This is a genomic window from Verrucomicrobiota bacterium (assembly GCA_016871495.1).
GTDB lineage: Bacteria > Verrucomicrobiota > Verrucomicrobiia > Limisphaerales > VHDF01 > VHDF01.
The window spans coordinates 1-18,048 of the sequence record VHDF01000030.1; the positions used below are offsets into that span (position 1 = coordinate 1).

Genomic DNA, 18,048 nt, shown 5'->3' on the forward strand with positions numbered 1-18,048 from the left:
GATCCTTCCATCATCATGCTTGTTGAAACTTTCGCTGCGCCGGGAAGAGCGGGCGCAACGCGACACTGAGACGGTCTTGAAGAGCCTGCCTTTCGCGGTAGCGCGCCGCGGCCTCCGCGTTGGGCGAGGCGCTCTGGCCCGAATTGATCTTCACAAATCGATCCGTGATTTCATGAATCTCGACGCGTTCGCCCTCCTGCCGCCTCCAGCACCACAAGGCTTGCAACGCGGCTCCGTAGGCCGCGCCCTCTCCCACCTTCAAGGTCACCACTTCCGTGTTAAAGACATCCGCCATGATTTGCCTCCACAAAGCGGATCGAGCCCCGCCGCCGGTCGCGCGAATCTGCGCGGGGCGCACACCGAGCTGCTCCAGTTTTCGCAACCCGTAATTCATGCCCAGCGTCACGCCTTCCATGGCCGAACGAGCAAAGACCCCGGGATGAAAAGTGCCCGGATTCACCCCCAAAAACACCCCGGTTCCCTCCGGCACGTTCGGGGTTCGCTCCCCTTCAAGATACGGCAAAAGCAAAAGCCCCATCGACCCGGCCGGAACCCGGGACGCCTCGCGCTCGAACTTTCGGTGATCCCAGCCGAAACACTTCCTCAGCATCTCGGTCGCGACGGTGACGTTCATGGTGCAGAGCAGCGGAAGCCATTGGTCCGTCGAATCACAAAAGGCGGCGATCTCCCCATCGGGATCCACCACGGGCTTTTCCGAGCAGGCATAGATGGTTCCACTGGTGCCAAAACTCGCCGTGATCACGCCCGGACGCGTGTTGCCCGTGCCAATGGCCCCCATCATGTTGTCCCCCCCGCCGGCACTCACCCAAACGCCCGCGCCAAGGCCCAAGGCCTTGGCCACTTCCGGTCTCAACGAACCGGCGGGCTCCGCGCTCGATTGCAAAGGCGGAAACTTCCCGGGCAGATCGGCATCGATCGCAGCCATGGCTTCTTCGCACCACCGGCGACGACGCACGTCCAGCAACGCGGTTCCACTCGCGTCCCCGTACTCCATCGTCATCTTCCCCGTCAGCCAGAAATTCAAGTAATCGTGAGGCAGCAAGACCTTGGAAAGACGGGAAAAATTCCTGGGCTCATGGTCTTTCAACCACAGGATCTTCGAGGCGGTGAATCCCGGAAGAATCGCGTTGCCCAACAGCTTCGTCACGCGCCGCGATCCTCCCAACTTTTCGGTTAATTGGACGCACTCCTCCCCGGTCGTCGTATCGCACCAAAGCTTCGCGGGACGGATGACCTCCCCGTGCTTGTCGACGGGAACAAATCCATGCTGCTGACCGCTGACCCCCAGGGCCCGAACTTCCCCCGTGCGAGCCCCTGCTTGCCGCAAGGCCATGCGAAGCGCCTTTTGTGCAGCCTGCTTCCAAACTTCAGGATGTTGTTCCTTGGCTCCAGGGGGAAGCCCCTCAATCAATCCATAAGCGCTGGATCCCTCCCCTTCGACACGCCCGTTGCCGGCGTTAACCACCAACGCCTTTGTCGATTGGGTCCCGCTATCGATTCCCGCCACCAATGTTCTCATGCTGCGCGAAGGAAGCATGCTGCTCATCCCACCGGCTGTCCAATCTTCTGTTGGCATCCGCTTCGCAATTCCCCCACCCACCCCGGAATGGCTTCCCAGTCCAAGGAAACCTCTTCTCGAGTTCGCAAATTCCGGCACCACGCTTTGCGCAAACCGGAGCCCTCGGCCCGCGCCAAACCCAAACACCCCAGCTCCACAGCGCGCTTGATTTGCTTGTCCAGCTTCTGCGGCGTGAAACTGTGATCCACCGCGCATCCTCGATCCCGCAGCCATTGCACCAAACTCAGCGCTTCAGCGCGCGAGCCTCCCGGTTCGCTCAGGACAAAAACTTCGGCCCCCGCGCCAAATTCCGGCAAGAGACCGCGATCCTTCAAGAGTTCCAGCAACACCACATCGCCCATGCCGAATCCCAATCCGGGCAGATCCGCCCGGCCCCCGCTGAGCATCTTGACCAGTTGATCGTAGCGACCTCCCCCGGCAATCGCACGAAAAACGCCCTTGCGATCGAATGCTTCAAAAACTGGCCCCGTGTAGTACGCCAATCCACGAATCACGGAGTAATCGATCGCGACATAATCGGATAATCCTCGTGCGCACACATCATCCAGAATCTCACGGAGATCGGGCGTCGGTTCGGCGGCCGCAACGTAAGCCTTGACCTGATCGAGGGTGCAGCCCGCGAGGGCGAGCTTCCCGTCCGTCGTCTCGGGAGGTTCCCGCTCCATCTTGTCGATCGCCTGGAAAAACCCGGCCGGATCAGCGCCGGGTTTCGCGTTGCGCTCGAAAAAAGCCTGCCAAGCCAGCCGGCTGCTCAGGCGCACCACAAAATCTCCGGAACCCAAACCGAGCTCGCGCAGGGAGTCAATCAAGAGAGCGATGATCTCCGCGTCCGCCGCTCGCCCCGTTTCCCCGAAGATATCCGCGTTGAACTGAAAGTGTTCCCGCAGCCTGCCTTTCTGCTGCTTCTCGTAACGGAAGAGCTGGGGAATGGCGAACCACTTGATCGGCTTCCTATAGTTCCGTTCCTGTCTGGCCACCATGCGCGCGAGCGTCGGCGTCATCTCAGGCCGAAGGGAAACCGCACGATCCCCTTTGTCCGTGAAATTGAACAGTTGACCGACAATTTCGTCCCCGCTCTTGGCCGTGTAGAGCTCCAAGGGCTCCAAGGGCGGGCCGTCGTACTCGCGGAACCCGTACCGAACGGCCACTCGACGCCACGCCTCAAAAACGTGCCGACGCGCGTCCAAACTCCAACTTTCGTTGGCAGGCAGTGGCGCCGGATAGAACTCGCGGAATCCTGGAAGGTGATCGAGGTTCACAACAAAACTTGGCGGTATTTCGTCTCTCTACGACTCGCCCTACGTTCGTTCGCCATCGGAGCGCGGACGTTGACGCCGCCTCAACGTCCACCCATCAACTCGCGCCGAATCACTCCGGCCCCGAAGCTGACCACGCTGGGAGTCCTCACCCCACAAACAACCCCGTCGATCGAAAGCTCGAGGTTCCCTGTCCAAATCCAATGCTGAAGCGTTGTCAAGGCCGGGCTCGCCAAGGCCAATGACCCTGCAATCTTCGCTGCTCGCCCATTCCCATCTCCCATTGCATCGCAACAGCTTGGTGGACATAAGAAAGTGCGATTGGTGAACAAAAAAGGCGCCCCCGGCCAAGCAGGTGCGCCTCTGCGAAATATTCTTAAGGTTCAATCAGGCTTCTCAGAATCCCCGCCCTCGTTGGCGCTTTCAATTTCAGTCGGAGTAAGCTTGAGCACCGCTTCACGCATTTCCTTGCCAGGCTTAAACTTAACCACAGCTCGAGGAGGGATGATCACATCAGCCTCGGGCGCATTCGGATTCCGTCCGATGCGGGCCTTGCGAACCTTGACTTCGAAGACACCGAAATTGCGCAACTCCACTTTCCTTCCCTTGGACACAGCCTCTCCGATGTAATCCAATGTCTTTTGGATGACATCCAATACGGTCTGTTGCACAAGGCCTGTTTCGTTACTGATGCGGACCACCAGATCACGTTTCGTCATAGGGATCTCCGTTGAGAGAGTAGTTTGAGCCGCAAAACACAACAGCACGTGCAATCTAAACCCTTAGCAATCAAGGGTCAAGTGAGGAATTACGTTGAGCCAAATGGGTTATCCCGAAGTTGACGGCAGAGAAGCGCAGGCGGCCAAGCCTGACGAATAGTCTCCAATTCAAGCGATTGGCATTCAACGATTTAGATTCCGGATTCCGGGGCGAGAATGGCGCCAACGTGTGGCAAACTCGAACTCGATTCCTCCTACCCCCGGTCTCCAGGCGATAGGATGCTGTTCCGCCGACGGCCCGTTGGCGCCGCAGGCCACATCAGCCGGTGATTCTTTCTCCCGAGGTGCCTCGTTCCTAGCGCTACCTCCCAGGTCGGGCGAACGGCACAACGAGAAACAGGGCTGTCTGCGCTCAGATCTCAACTCCGTCATCGTGGACTGAGACGGCTCGCGGGCCACCGCTTTTCACGACTCACCCCCTATTCCTCGCGCGATCTGCCACACATTCCGAAGAAGCCACGCCGTATCCTGAAACAGCGTCGCCCCGAAACGCTCGATCCCTTCTCCCCCATGCAGACAGGAAACGGCAAAGCCAAAAACCAAACCATTCCCCAGCCACACCACGACACCGGAAAAAAACATCCCGTGCTCCATCCAATCGGGCTGACGCACTTTCAGCACCTCCCAATTCATCAAGAGATGAAAGGCAACCGTGAAACCCAGTCCCACGTGAAAGAGTGCCCCCAACAACGGACCATTCCTCCACATCCGCACCAGCCCATAAACGAGAATCAATGCGCTGGAATAGAGTGGAAAAAAGTAGGGGGCGAGCGAAATCAAGACATTGGACTTCGTCACCACGACGTGGCCTCCTCGGGCGGTGGCCTTGAGGCGTCGAACTTTTCCCCCAAACAGAATCACCCACAAGGCATGAGTCAATTCATGTCCAACCACATAAATCCACATGGGCTTGGGAACCCAAAGAAAGAGTAGTAAGAAGGCCATGAAACCCGCCCCGAAGGGGACCCAAACCTGATCCAATTCAGTGGCAACCTTCAGCATCCGCCAAAGCGTGATGCTGCTGGACAAGGCGGCAGGCAAGAGCAGAACACCCAGTGCCCATTTCAGCCATTTCATGGCCGAGCCTCAATGAGGGATCAAACTCACCAGATCCTCACCCTGAGATATCCGACAAAGAAAAAACCCCCGGCGATGCCGAGGGTTTCGTGTTTAAATTGAACAACTCAAACCCGATCAACGATTCGGATCTGCACCTGGAGATGCGTAGTTATTAACGCTTACGGGTGGAAGGACCGTAAATACTAGGCGTGTGTTGATTCGATCAATCCGAACTGTGAATTTACCAATCGTGAGGAGTGGAGGAAAACGACGCCCCACATTTGAAAGAGTCTCACCTTCAGTCAACTCAGCCGCAATTTTAGTGATAGCCTGCTGTTCCTCTAAAACCGCAGATTTCACCAACTCCATTGAGTTTAGGGAAGAGTTCTGCAAGGCCGAAATGATATTTTCTGCCTGACCCGAAGCTGTAATCGTGGCGACGCGCGCTATGTCAATCGTTTCATCGGGAGCAACTTCCGCAACCGTTGCCACCAAGCTAGGAGCCAACTCAGGCGCTACTATTGAGAGACTTCCCACCACAGAAGCCAAGTTCACCGAGCTCTTCTTGGCAACAGCTTTAACGACCAAGATAGCCGTTTCCTTGCGTGTTGCATCGCTGGCCTTCTCCACTAGACTCACCGCTTTAGGAACGAGTTCAACCGTCGGAGTCTTCTGGATTGTGGTTTGGATTTTATCCTGCTGGCTCTTGGTCAGTGTGGCCGTGGTTCCGGCCATCAACGTCACCGAGCCCGCCAAGGCCGCAACAAGGATCAGTTTGTTCACACGTTTCATAAAAATTTTGGTCGCCAATGGTGGTTAACAGAACCACTTATATCTGATTGAGCACACGCGTCAATCGAATTTTTCGAGCTCGAGGCTCATCTCACACAGAGCAAACTTAATGCCACCAACCGAGGTGCCATCCTAGGTGGAAAATTCTTCCAAAGCAATATGAATTTTCTCAATCCCAGCAAACCAGAGGCAAGAACTGCCTGCCTCACGGCTCTTGAATCAAGGTCGAACGGTTCACCTCAATTCCTTCGACTTTCTGAATCCGACCGTTCGGCCAGCGAACTTCCAGACTCCCAAGCCGCCCGGACTGGCCCAGTCCCAGTGTTATCGGCAGTTCCGACTGAGAAAGATAGCTTTTTGTGGGCATCACTTGCCGTGCCAACTCCTGGCCGTTAACCCGCGCCATGACCCACGCCCCAATGGCATCGGTGTTTCCGCCTCGGCCTTTCAAGCGCAACCGAATCCAGCGAACCGCCGCAGAAGACTCATTCCGAACCAGTAAGGCGGGACCGCCAACCTGCGTCATCACCACGTCCAAATCCCCATCCCCATCGATATCCGCATAGGCCGAACCCCGCCCGACCATGGGCTGGAAAAGATCAGAGGGACCTTCCACGGGCACGAACCGTTCACCCCGCACACCGCCCTGGTTCCAAAACAATTGCGCAGCTTGTCGATATCGTTGCCCGGGACTTGATCGCTCGATGAACTCGTCAAGGTGGCCATTCGCGGTCAGCAAATCGAGGCGTCCATCCAAATCGTAATCGAAAAAGAACAGACCGAAGGTGAGGCGATCGCGGCTGGCCGCTCCAAGTCCCTCCGCCACCGCTTCGTCCGCAAAAAGAGTCATCTCCCTTTGCGAAACATAAAGAGCATTCATCTCGTTGGCAAAGTTCCCAATCGCAATCCCCAAGGCCTCATCATTGCGAAACTTCGCCGTGTCAATTCCCATCGCGCCTCGAGTCTGTCCCAAGGTGTCGAAAGCAATGCCATACCTCGCCCCCACCTCCTCAAATGTTCCATTCTGACGGTTTAAAAAGACAAAATTCTGCACGGTGTCGTTGGCCACCACCAAATCCATCCACCCGTCTCTATCAATATCCACCGGCGCCACCGCAAGTGATTTCGCCTTAGGCCCTCCCCCACCCGGCAGCCGCACTCTCAAACCTGCCTGCTGCGAAACCTCTCGGAATTCACCCCGGCCCTCGTTGAGAAAAAGCCACGGATAGGCGCCACCAAAGTTGACCGGCGGACCGTAACTTCGTCCCAATCCGGGCAGCCGGTAATTGGCCTCCATATCCAACTCACGGCTCCACTTGACATAATTGCAAACAAACAGGTCCAAATCTCCATCCCGGTCAAAATCGATCCACGCTGCCCCGGTGCTCCAGCCTCCATCCCCACCCACACCCGCCTTCAAAGTGGTCTCTTCAAATTTTCCGCCGCCCAGATTGCGAAACAAAAAATTCCCTCCCACCGCCGTGCAATAAAGGTCCGTCAGCCCATCCCCATCGTAATCTCCACAGGCAACTCCCATTCCATAAAACCGCTTTTCCAACCCGCTGCCTCTAGTGGCTTCCCGAAACTTTCCATGACCGTCGTTCAAGTAAAGCTCGAGCGAGGACTGGGGCCCTCCCGACCCGCTCCAAGCCGTCCCGTTCACGAACACCAAGTCCTGGTCGCCATCATCCTCAGCGTCGAAAAACGCGACTCCGCCCCCCATCGTTTCGGGCAACAGCTTCTCACCCGTGGCGCCGTTGAAATGAACAAAGCGAAGTCCGGACTCGAGGGTCACATTTCGAAATCGAGCCGGTGCCGCCGCAGGGCTGGAGTCTTCGGATGAAGCAGGCGGCTTGGGACTTGCCGGCTTCCTCCCGACCGCCAGCCACCCCATCAACCCGCCCAATGACAAGACGCCGCATCCGGCCAGAAAAAACACCCACAGCCGCCCGACCGGTTTCGGCTTCCCTTCGACCCAACCCTCGCCATCCTTCATGTCCCGAACGATGAACGCGCCTGCCTACGGGAGCAATACCAGCCTGAAGTAACGTTCCGTCGCACTCCCCAGGTCCAACGCTACTTCTTGCGGACCGGATGCCGCAAACGAGATGGCTTGGCCGGAACCCTCCCACCGCCCGGACACCAACGAGGTCCGGGTCTCGATCTGATAGCGTTTCCCCGCTTGAACTACAAATCCCAAGACCAAGCGCCCGCCGCGCAGGGTCACGCGATCGAAGCGCAATCGCTGGAGTGATGGGGAGGCGTTGGATGCCGCCGGAGTGGGTCCCTCCACAAAACGCGTCCAGGAGGCCGAACCGTCCGGCCATCTTCCCTCCGATACGCCAGCGGATTGCACCCCAAAATCAACCCCATCGAGCAAAGCCAGGCCGGGAGAATAAAGCCGCAAGGTCTCACCGCGATTATGGAGCGAGAAGGTCACATGATTCCCCCCCTGGGAAGGATCCCGATCACAAATCCACAAGGTGAATCCTTTCGGGCCGACAAACGAAAGGGCGCCAATCGCATAGCGCGTAATGCCCGCAATCGAAGGATCGTCCGTCAGGTAGTGGCCCGAAAGCTCCACGGGCTGGGAGCCCGGATTGTAAATCTCAAACCAACTGGCCCCCTCTTCCGGAGCGGCCATCCATTCATTGAATTTCAATTCGGATGAAGCACCGAGCGATACCGGCGCGGCATTCGCGGTTCCAGGAGTGGATTTCGCAAGCAGTTTCCAACTCCCGGAGGAAAGCCCGAGGCTCAAGCCTTCCACTTGATATCCGAACTCCACCCGGTCGATGAGCCGTCCCAACGCGTCGAACAAGAACACCGCATCACCTTCCGTGGAAAGTCCCATGCCGGAGTTGAGCGGCGGTTGGGAGCTCTTGGAAGCTTCCCGGGCGGGTTCCATCCATACGACCAAATAAGCCCCTGGAGAAATCTGAGTGCCGGACGGGAACCGCCATTCCCCCGCTTCGGGAAAACGCGTACTCAAGCTCATCCCCGATAAATCCATCGATGATGCGCCCGTGTTGTGCAGCTCAATCCAGTCAGAACCGCCTCCCCAGGGCGAAAGATCCGCCAAGCCCGGTGAGGCCAGCAACTCGTGCAGCCTCAAGGCCACATTCGGAGCGGCATAATTCGGCGCGCCACCGCTACCCCCGGCCGGGAAGTTCGCGATGATGGTGGACCCGTCCGGCAAACGGCCTTCCGAAAACCCCTGCCGCTGCGCCCGATAATCCACCCGGGCAATCTCCTTTCCAACGCGATCCGACAAGGCGATCCATCCTCCGGCCGACGGGAGCTTGAAATGCAAATGTCCGCCGCCGGAAGCTTCGTCCGCCAGCAACTTCACATGGCCGAGCGAAGCGATGAAGCCCGGGGCGGTCACCCGAAAGAGGGCGTTGCTCGTGGAAAGATAAAGCCCCTGCAACGAGGCCGGACGCGAGGGGTGCCGGTTGAACAGTTCGATCCAATCCTCCTCGCCTGGTCGCGTGTTGGCGTACCACTCGTTGATGACAAGATCCGTGTCAGGAGCCAACTCCGCCACCCGGTTGGCCGCGTTCGGAGTGGGCACCCCAAGCACCCACCGCGAATCCACCCGCGACAAGGTATAACCTGAAATCTGGGGACCGAACTCAACGCCGTCCACCCGGTTCGTCTGCGCATCGAACAGGAAGACCCTCTCGCCATCCGCGTCGAGGCTGAACCCTGTGTGAAGCCCAGGCCGATCCGCGTCGGAGTCGCACCACACACGCAGCCAGGTTCCCGCGGCAAGAGTCGTCCCCGCGGGGAATACATAACGGCGGGGATCCGATCCATCCGTCAGGCTCCATCCGGCCAGATGGACCACACTGGGCCCGGCATTGTGCAGCTCAACCCAATCTGAGGCGCCCGAGTCAGAAGCGGCACTCACCTCGCTGAGGGAGAGGGCTGAAGGAGGAAGTGGAACGGGCGAAGCGCCAGGGGTCCCACCATTCTGAAGACTCGCGCGCCAGTTGGCCGCGGAATCGGGGTCACCCTCCGGATCGATGACCTCAAGTGAGCCGCCCGTGCGAGCCGAAACCGGCCACAGCCCTGCGGTTCCATAATCGACCGACTGGACCACGCGTCCGGACGGATCGAGCAAGGAAATCCGCTCGCCACCGCCGGAAAGCGAGCCGCCGAACCAGCCTGTCACCGCGATGCCCGGATAGCGCAAAGCGAAGGACCGCGGATCAACTCCCGAACCGATGACGATGGTTTGTCCGGGCTGCACGAGGACATTCTCGGGAAAAGTAAAACTCACGCCATCGAGCGAGAATCGTCCGAGATTGAGGGCGACCCCGCCCGCGTTTTGCAGCTCGACAAATTCGTAGGGATCCCCCCCGGCAGGTGAATGCATGATCTCCGTGAACCGCACGGGCACGCCGAGCCTGCCCACCTGAAACACGGCCTCGGTGAGCGCGCTCCAGTTCGTCCCGGACAAGGAACGGCCCTTCCACACCAAATCACGCGCGATCGAGAAAGGACTCCCCGAGTGTCGAAGGGCGCCGGGGGCCACTTGACTCGTCAAAGGGACGCGGGGATCCGAACCGTCCAGCGTGTAATAGATGGCACCCTCGAGATTGTTCACGGTCAAGGTCTGGCCGGGACTGACCAGCCCGCCATGCTGGCTGAGCTGGGGCGCATTTGTGGAAGCGATGAGGCTGGCCGACCGCAAATGATTGAAAATATTGGTCCGCCGCCGGGGAATCCACGTGGTCTGAATCGAGGTCTGCATCCCGGGAATGACCAGGGCGAGTTCATTGCGCAAGGCCTGATATTGGGCGCGGACGCGATCGTCGGTCAGAGCACCCCCGTTGAAGAAATGCTGGTGCAAACGATCGGCAAAGAGCAGTTGAAATTCACGATTCCCCCTCAGGCGCTGAAACATCGTGGCGATTTCAGATCCATTGTTCAACTCGACCGTCAAGGTGTTCGCGGTCACGGACCGGCCCAAGTTCCCCAAAGCCCATTCCGCGTCCCAAATGTAAAACCGGAATTTTCCCTTGGTCGACCGCTCGCGCGCCATCCGCCAATTGTTGTTCGGCCAATCCCCCGTCCCTCCATAGATGTTCACGAGCAGATAATCGACGAAGTTGGTCATGTCCATTTGCCGGTCGGCCAGAGCGTAGTTGGCGGACAACACCATGTTGGACCGGGTAATCAAATTGTAGAGGCTGTTGAACGCCATCGTGTCCCCGGAATTGGCGATCCGGCCTTGCGTGATCAAATCCCATCCCGCGTTTCCACCATGCCAGGACTGGAAGAAATCCTCCTCATAGCCTTCGGTCAAATTGTAGTAACCCTTGTAAACGCCATTGAGAAAGAGGTGGGCATGGTTGCCCCGGGTCGTCACTTGTCCCGTCTCAATCAGAAGCCGGCGCATCAGCTCGTCCACAATGAAGGGATTCGTCGGGTCATTCATTCCCGCCCGGATGACGATGCGGTCGAAAGCCTCGACCGGAGATCCGGCAAAGAGCGGATAGCGGAGCTTTCCCGGCCCGTAATCGCCCCGAAAATACAATCGAAAGGAAAACTTCCCCTGAGGCGCCGCGGTGGTATTGGGATTGTATTGGCCTCGGATGTAATCGCCTCCCTGCACTCGTAATCCACAGTCGATCTGAAACCCGCCGTTGTCGCCGGGCAGGATGTACTCCGCAGAGGCCGGACGTTCCCAAGCGATGCCTCGACGGGTGGTATTGCGCGGACTCACCTCCATGATGCCAGTGGGTCCGCGCAAATGATTCGACGCCGTCACCACGGAGATCGCGGGAAGAGAAAGGCGGGCGGCGGAAAGCCCCATCAGATAGGTATGAGTCACCGTGCGGGATGGAAGATGATTGGGCGCGAAAGCCGCCGCCCTCACCATGGTAGTCTCCCGAATCGCGAAGGGACGCAAATAGACAAAACCGGTGGACTCCGTGGGCGGAGCTCCATTCGTGGTGTATCGAATCGCGGCTCCGGGAGTCTCACAACTCAGCGAGAGGGTGAAAGGTTGATTGAAGAATCCTCGGGGGACGCTGAAGCGAGGCTCCTCCACGGCTCCGAGGATTCCGCTTACACCGTTTGCTGATCCCGGGGTTGGCGTCGAGAAATACCTCCACTCGCCCGCAGTGTCCCGGCCGTAAGAAAATTCATTGCGCTGGCTCGGGTAACGCGGGCTGATGCCGCTGGCCAAACGTCGGGGAGAGTCCGCCGAATAGAGGCCTAGAAATTCCCCATCAGCACCCAGTTTGAAGTTGGTGTGGAGGCGTCCGCCGGCGACGGGAGTCCGGCGGTCCTTGCCCGAGGTGAAGACCACCAAGTGCTGCTTCGCGCCCAAGAGGATGTTTGGGAAAATCCATTGATCGGGAACCCCCTCGTCGTCCGTCAAAGACCAGCCCGTGAGATCCACACTTTGCTCCCCCGGGTTGTAGAGTTCGATCCAGCCTTCCAATTCCCGGTCTTCGTCGCGGATGCCTCCCGCCGACGTATTGAGCGCCAAGAATTCGTTGATCACGAGCTTGGCCTCGGGCAGGTCTCGATTCAAAAAATAGGACCATCCTTCCCCCAGAAAACGGTTCGCCGGCTCGCGTAAATCCTGAATCGCATGATCAATGCGCCAACTGACCTTCACTGTTTCCGAAGTGATCGGCGGACACTTGAACACATAGACCGAGGCGGCCCGAGCTTGCATGTCCAGAGCGGGCACCCCGTTCACCAGAAGATCGGCCGCGGCCAATCCTTGCACCGGCTCATCGAACTGAACCTGGATCAGGCTCAGTGTTCGAAGGGTGGCGTTGGCGGGAGGTAAAACTTGGATGACGCGGGGAGGCTGATCGTCGAGAAGTTCATAGGACCAATGGGCGGACAGGGCGGACGCATCGAATGGATTGGCCTGGAACGAAGTGTCCGTAATGCCATGGCCCTGAAACCAGGTGATCGCGGCAAAGTCATGGGCGGGGGGATCGAAGGAAAACGTGTAGGTTGCGCCTTGCCCCGCGACCGATTTGGCCGGCGTGCCGTTCACCCAAAAATCAGTTGCGTCCACGCCCTGCACCGCTTCGCTGAAGGTCACGCTCACTTGGTTGAGCACCGGGACCCTTCCAGGAGGAGGGAACACCTGGGTTACCGTCGGAGGGGTCGTGTCGGGTGGAGTGGAAACCAGGGAAGCGTTGAATTGGAAATCACTGCTGGCGGTCAGGCTTTGGTTCATGGCGTGCACGGCAAGCACGTTATCCCCGGTTCGCAAGTAATCCGTGGGATTGGGCAAAGGAAACGGTGCCAGACCGACGGGTTCCGACGCGCTAGCCGTCGCAACGCTTCGAAAGGTCAGCGGACCTTCAGGGGCGTTCGCTCGTGCCACCTCGACGCCATTGATCCAGGCGACGAATCCGTCATCGATGGCCACATTCAGAGTCAGGCCTCCGACACGATTCTTGTCGGCCACAAAAAAAGTTCGAAGGAGGAAGACTCCGGCATAATTGCTTCGCATGTTGGAGAGCAACGTGCCGGTGGTGATGTTTTCTCCGTAGTGAAAGGGTGCGCGACTGCTCTCCCAAGCCGTGACATCGAAACCCGGAAGCCTCCAGGCCGTCACGGGCACCGAGGCTTCGTTGGTGGAACGTTTAAAGGACCAGAAGGTGTTCGTCGCCACGAGCGTTTGGTTTTGCGCCAGCAGCGAAATCGAGGATGCCGCCAAGCCCAGGATCCCGAAAATAAGTGTTCGAAGTGCCATGCAAGGGTTGAAGCAAGCATAATTGGGGCCACTCGGCGAGCCCTTTGACGCCCTCCCGACTCACTTGATGCTCAAGTGAGTCGGGTGGGTCAAGGAACATGCCCCCGCCCGGAAGGCTTGTCCCCAACTCGACCGGCCCATTCGTTCAACCCCGATTCATCCCCGCACTCGGGAAACACAGGAATCACCTGAAGCCATCGCAACGCTTGCCCCACGAGATAGAGCGAACCGCAAATCACCACTTCCACGGAATCCGGCACCCGGTGGAAACACTCCTCTAAAGAGCCGCAAATCTCGCGATTCACTCCGCCCTCAAGCTCCCGCCCTAATTCCGCGGGAGACGCGGACCGGGAACTGCCCACAGGGACGAGAAAAACCTTGGAAAACAAGGGCGCCAGGACCCTCAGCATCTCACCCCAATCCTTGTCTGCCAACGCGCCGAAAATCAGAACCCTCCGGCGTCCCGCCTCGTCACAGTCTCCCAGCGTTTCGCGCAGCGCCCGGGCCCCGGCGGGATTGTGTGCCCCGTCCACCCAAAAAACCCTCTCCCCGCGCTGAATTCTCTGAATCCTCCCCAGCCACTCGGCTTGACTCAAACCTTCCCCGACCACGGCGGGCGTCACGAGCAATGCTCTCTGAAGTACTTCGACGGCCAGGCAAGCCAGGGCGGCATTGCGCCTTTGGTGTCTTCCCCGCAACGCCGGACGCAGAGCGCCCAACACTCTTTCCTCCTCACCGTCCGCCAACTCGATCAAAGGGCTGCCTTTCTCCCGGGCGGCGCGACGGATCACCTCCAGCGCCTCCGGGTCCACCACCGCCGTCAGGGCCGGCACTCCGGGCTTGATGATCCCGGCCTTTTCCCCGGCGATGGCGCCGAGGGTGGACCCGAGCCAGGCCTCATGGTCGAAGTCGATGGTGGTAATGAGGCTCGCCAGCGGCGTGACGATGTTGGTGGCATCCAACCGCCCCCCCATGCCCGTTTCCCAAATTACAACGTCGCAAGCGGACTCGGCGAAGATCTCCATCGCCATCACGGTGACACATTCGAAGAAGGTCGGGGGGTCAGGCTCGCCCATCGACTCGATTCGTGTTCGCAGGTTTTCAACCGCCCGAGCCACCCGAAGGGGAGTGACGGGCTGGCCATTGATCCGGATGCGTTCCGTGAAAGAGACCAAGTGGGGTGAGGTGAACAATCCTGTCTTCCTCCCCGAGCGCCGGTAGATTGATTCCAACAGGGCACAGGTCGAGCCTTTGCCATTGGTGCCAGCCACATGAATGAAGCGGAGTCGGTCCTGGGGGCGACCCGCAAGCTCGGCCAGCCGAAGGGTCTTCTCCAGCCCGAGTTTCATCCCGAACTGGCGAAGGCTGTAGAGGTAAGCAACGCCCTCGGCGTAGGTCATTGCTTCAGGGTATGCTGATGCACCGCCTGGATGAAGCCGCGGAAGAGGGGATGAGGAGCGTTGGGTTTGCTGAGAAACTCCGGATGATACTGGCAGGCGACAAAAAAAGGATGATCCTGAAGTTCCACCACCTCGACCAATTCCCCGCTGGGCGTGGTTCCGCTGATGACAAAACCGGAAGCCTCGTAACGTTCCCGGTAGTCATTGTTAAACTCATAGCGATGGCGATGCCGTTCGTTGACGATGAACGCCCCATACAAATGCGCCGCCTTCGAACCCACCTTGAGCTGGCAGGCCTGCGCACCCAGACGCATCGTCCCTCCTTTGCGGTCCACCCCGCGCTGAACCTCCTGCAAGGCGATCACCGGATGCGGAGTTTGCTCATGAAACTCCGTCGAATGGGCCCCGGTCAGCCCCAGGACGTTCCGTCCAAACTCGATCGTCGCCACTTGCATGCCCAAACATAATCCCAGGTAAGGCACGCGCCGCTCACGAGCGTAGCGGACGGCGGCAATCTTGCCTTCGATGCCCCTCTCGCCAAATCCCCCGGGCACCAGAATACCGCCAAGCCGGTTCAAGACCTTCTCGGGGCCCTCCTTCTCGATCTGTTCCGACTCCACTTTTTCGATCTCAACCCCGCAATCGTTGGCAATACCCCCGTGAATGATCGCCTCGTACACGGACTTGTAGGCGTCGTTGAGCTCGATGTACTTGCCCACGACCCCGATGCGAACGCGATGCTGCGGCGCGATCAGCTTGCGCAAAATATCCTGCCAGTGCGCCATGTTGGCCACCGGCGTATCCAGGTGAAGCAGCTTGCAGACAAGGTCGTCCAGCCGCTCACGCTGGAGCATCAGCGGGACTTCGTAAATCGAATGATCCACGTCCTTCTCCTCGATGACCGCCTCGTACGGCACGTTGCAAAACATCGAAATCTTGTGGCGCAAATCCTTGTTCAAAGCCTGCTCGCACCGGCAGACCAGAAGATGCGGAGTGATGCCGATTTCACGGAGCTTGGCCACCGACTGCTGGGTCGGTTTGGTCTTCAGTTCGCCCGCCGCCTTGATGAACGGCACAAACGTCATGTGGAGAAACACGACGTTGCCATGACCCGCGTCCAGCGCGAATTCCCGAATCGCCTCCAAAAAGGGCAAGCCTTCAATATCCCCGGTCGTCCCGCCGATCTCGGTGATGAGCACGTCGGCCTTCGACTGCGCGGCGATATCGCGGATCCGATTCTGAATTTCATCGGTCACATGCGGAATCACCTGCACGGTCTTGCCGAGGTAGTCCCCCCGCCGTTCCTTGTCCAACACCGTCTGATAAACCTGTCCGCTCGTCAGGTTGTTGAATCGCGTGAGCTTGGTGCTGGTGAATCGCTCGTAGTGGCCGAGGTCGAGGTCGGTCTCGGCTCCATCATCCAGCACGTAAACCTCGCCATGCTGATAAGGGCTCATCGTGCCGGGATCCACATTCAAGTAGGGGTCGAATTTCTGGATCGCCACGCGAAGGCCGCGATTCTCGAGCAGGGTGCCCAAGGCCGCCGCCGTCAAACCCTTGCCCAGCGAACTGACCACCCCACCGGTCACAAAAATATATTTCATGGCGACTCAATTGGATTGGCGTCGCGGCCCCCAGGCGGCTTAAACACCGCTGGACTGGGCCAGCAAACGCTCAACCCGGACCACATCCTCAGGCACATCAACGCCGATGCTGTCCTGCTCCACCCGCACCACCTCAATGTTCAAACCGTGTTCCAGCGCTCGCAATTGCTCCAGCTTCTCCGCGGCCTCGAGCGAGGAAACAGGCCACCGAACCAGATCGAGCAGGGTTGCCCGACGATAACCGTAAATGCCGAGATGCTTCAAAAACGGAAATGCCGCCAACTGCTCGCCCTGTGGCCGGCTGTCCGCATCACGCAGATAAGGAATCGTGCGGCGGGAAAAGTATAAGGCGCGGCCGAAACGGTCCACAACGACTTTCACGACATGGGGACTCGCGTAGTCACCCTCGCTTCGAATCGGAACGGCCGCGGTGGACATTTCGCAGCGTTCCAACGCCTCTGCCACGCGATCAATCGTCGCGGGATCCATCAACGGCTCATCCCCCTGGATGTTCACAACCGCCTCGTAATCCAGGCGCGAGGCGACTTCGGCCGCCCGGTCCGTGCCGCTGGGGTGGTCCCCGCGCGTCATTTCCACGCGGCAAAAGGCGGAAGCATGATCCCGAATGCGAACATCATCCGTCGCCACCACCACGTCCGCCAGCCGCCGCGAGAGACGGCAGCGCTCCACGACACGCTGGATTAAAGACTTTCCGGCGATGAGCGCCAGCGGCTTGCCGGGGAAGCGCGTGGAGGCGTAACGGGCCGGGAGAACGCCGAGAACTTGCATCGGTTCCGATCCTGCCGCGCCACGGGGATTCCGCTCTCGTGGCGCGCCTGGGTTACTTCAATCGATCGAAGCTCTTTTGAAGTATTTGCCAATCCTTCAATCCCTGCACCTTTTCCTGATGCGAGGCGATGATCTTGGCTTCCGCCGCGTTCTTGGTCGTGCGCTGAGCGCGGTAAAAGATTCCGAAGTGGCCCGGAAACGGCTCTTCCGCCAGCCGATACGCCGCCATTTCGTCCGTCACATCATGCTCCGCCGGGACGGTTAAAAACTGGCCGCCCTTGCGCGGGTTGGAAGCGTCGAAGGCACCCTCGTAGAACTCAACGCATTCGCTGAGGCACTCGATGAAACTGAACCCGTCGTGATCCATCGCCGCTTCCATCATTTGCAGCACGTGATTGGGATTGGTGTGCGTGGTGCGGGCCACAAAGGTGGCGCCGGCGGAGATCGCCTGCTTCATCGGGTTGATCGGCTGATCCACCGCCCCCCAGACGTCGGTCTTGCTCTTGAATCCCTGCGGCGAGGTGGGTGAGGTCTGTTTCTTGGTCAACCCGTAAACCCAGTTGTCCATCACCACATACGTCATCTTGATGTTCTTCCTGGCGGTATGGTTGAAATGGTTGCCCCCGATCGAGAACGCGTCGCCGTCACCCCCGAACACGAAAACATGCAGATCGGGACGCGACAGCGAAATGCCGCTGGCGAAAGGCAGCGCGCGACCATGGATGAAGTGGGCGCCGTGGGCTTGCACGAAGTAAGGGAACCGGCTCGAGCAGCCAATGCCCGCAACGGTCGTGACCTTCTCATGCCAAATCTTCCGCTTTTCAATCAGCTTGAAATAGAGGGCGAGAACCGAGAAATCCCCGCACCCGGGACACCACGTGGGGTGATCGGCGGCGATTTCCTTCTTCGTCAAACCTTTCCGCTCCGCATCCACCACCGGCGGGGCGGGAATACGGGCGGCTTCACTGGTGCGGGGCAAATCGTGAATGGAGAGAACCGTGGAGCTCATCAGCAAATTAGGGGTCAATGGG

Annotated in this window: 11 protein-coding genes; all 11 read right to left on the reverse strand. The window is 59.0% G+C overall.

Annotated elements, in window-relative coordinates:
- Positions 1-13: 13 nt before the first annotated feature.
- A complete protein-coding gene (gene xylB, locus FJ404_08685; protein MBM3822943.1) occupies positions 14-1,540 on the reverse strand; it encodes a xylulokinase in 1,527 nt (508 codons plus the stop codon).
- 23 nt (positions 1,541-1,563) lie between these two features.
- Positions 1,564-2,859: a histidine--tRNA ligase gene (locus FJ404_08690; protein ID MBM3822944.1), complete on the reverse strand. Its 1,296-nt coding sequence runs from the start codon at positions 2,857-2,859 to the stop codon at positions 1,564-1,566.
- 380 nt (positions 2,860-3,239) lie between these two features.
- Complete coding sequence (locus FJ404_08695; GenBank protein MBM3822945.1) at positions 3,240-3,575, reverse strand: integration host factor subunit beta; 336 nt, start codon at positions 3,573-3,575, stop codon at positions 3,240-3,242.
- Positions 3,576-4,040: 465 nt separating this feature from the next.
- The gene (locus FJ404_08700; protein ID MBM3822946.1) at positions 4,041-4,712 is read right to left on the reverse strand and encodes a hypothetical protein; all 672 of its coding nucleotides are present in this window, start codon (positions 4,710-4,712) and stop codon (positions 4,041-4,043) included.
- Between the two features lie 117 nt (positions 4,713-4,829).
- Entirely contained in the window at positions 4,830-5,486 is a 657-nt protein-coding gene (locus tag FJ404_08705; GenBank protein ID MBM3822947.1) for a hypothetical protein, read from the reverse strand.
- A gap of 205 nt (positions 5,487-5,691) precedes the next feature.
- Positions 5,692-7,482 carry a CRTAC1 family protein gene (locus tag FJ404_08710; protein ID MBM3822948.1) on the reverse strand — a complete coding sequence of 597 codons (1,791 nt, stop codon included), beginning with the start codon at positions 7,480-7,482 and terminating at the stop codon, positions 5,692-5,694.
- A gap of 24 nt (positions 7,483-7,506) precedes the next feature.
- Positions 7,507-13,224 (reverse strand): hypothetical protein, encoded by a 5,718-nt coding sequence (locus FJ404_08715; GenBank protein MBM3822949.1) that lies wholly within the window; start codon positions 13,222-13,224, stop codon positions 7,507-7,509.
- Between the two features lie 89 nt (positions 13,225-13,313).
- Positions 13,314-14,624 (reverse strand): bifunctional folylpolyglutamate synthase/dihydrofolate synthase, encoded by a 1,311-nt coding sequence (locus FJ404_08720; protein MBM3822950.1) that lies wholly within the window; start codon positions 14,622-14,624, stop codon positions 13,314-13,316.
- On the reverse strand, positions 14,621-16,228 hold the full coding sequence (locus FJ404_08725; GenBank protein ID MBM3822951.1) for a CTP synthase: 1,608 nt from the start codon (positions 16,226-16,228) through the stop codon (positions 14,621-14,623). The genes FJ404_08720 and FJ404_08725 overlap by 4 nt, the downstream gene beginning before the upstream one ends.
- A 39-nt stretch (positions 16,229-16,267) precedes the next feature.
- Positions 16,268-17,017: a 3-deoxy-manno-octulosonate cytidylyltransferase gene (kdsB, locus tag FJ404_08730; protein MBM3822952.1), complete on the reverse strand. Its 750-nt coding sequence runs from the start codon at positions 17,015-17,017 to the stop codon at positions 16,268-16,270.
- 52 nt (positions 17,018-17,069) lie between these two features.
- Positions 17,070-18,026: a pyruvate ferredoxin oxidoreductase gene (locus tag FJ404_08735; GenBank protein MBM3822953.1), complete on the reverse strand. Its 957-nt coding sequence runs from the start codon at positions 18,024-18,026 to the stop codon at positions 17,070-17,072.
- Between the last annotated feature and the right edge of the window lie 22 nt (positions 18,027-18,048).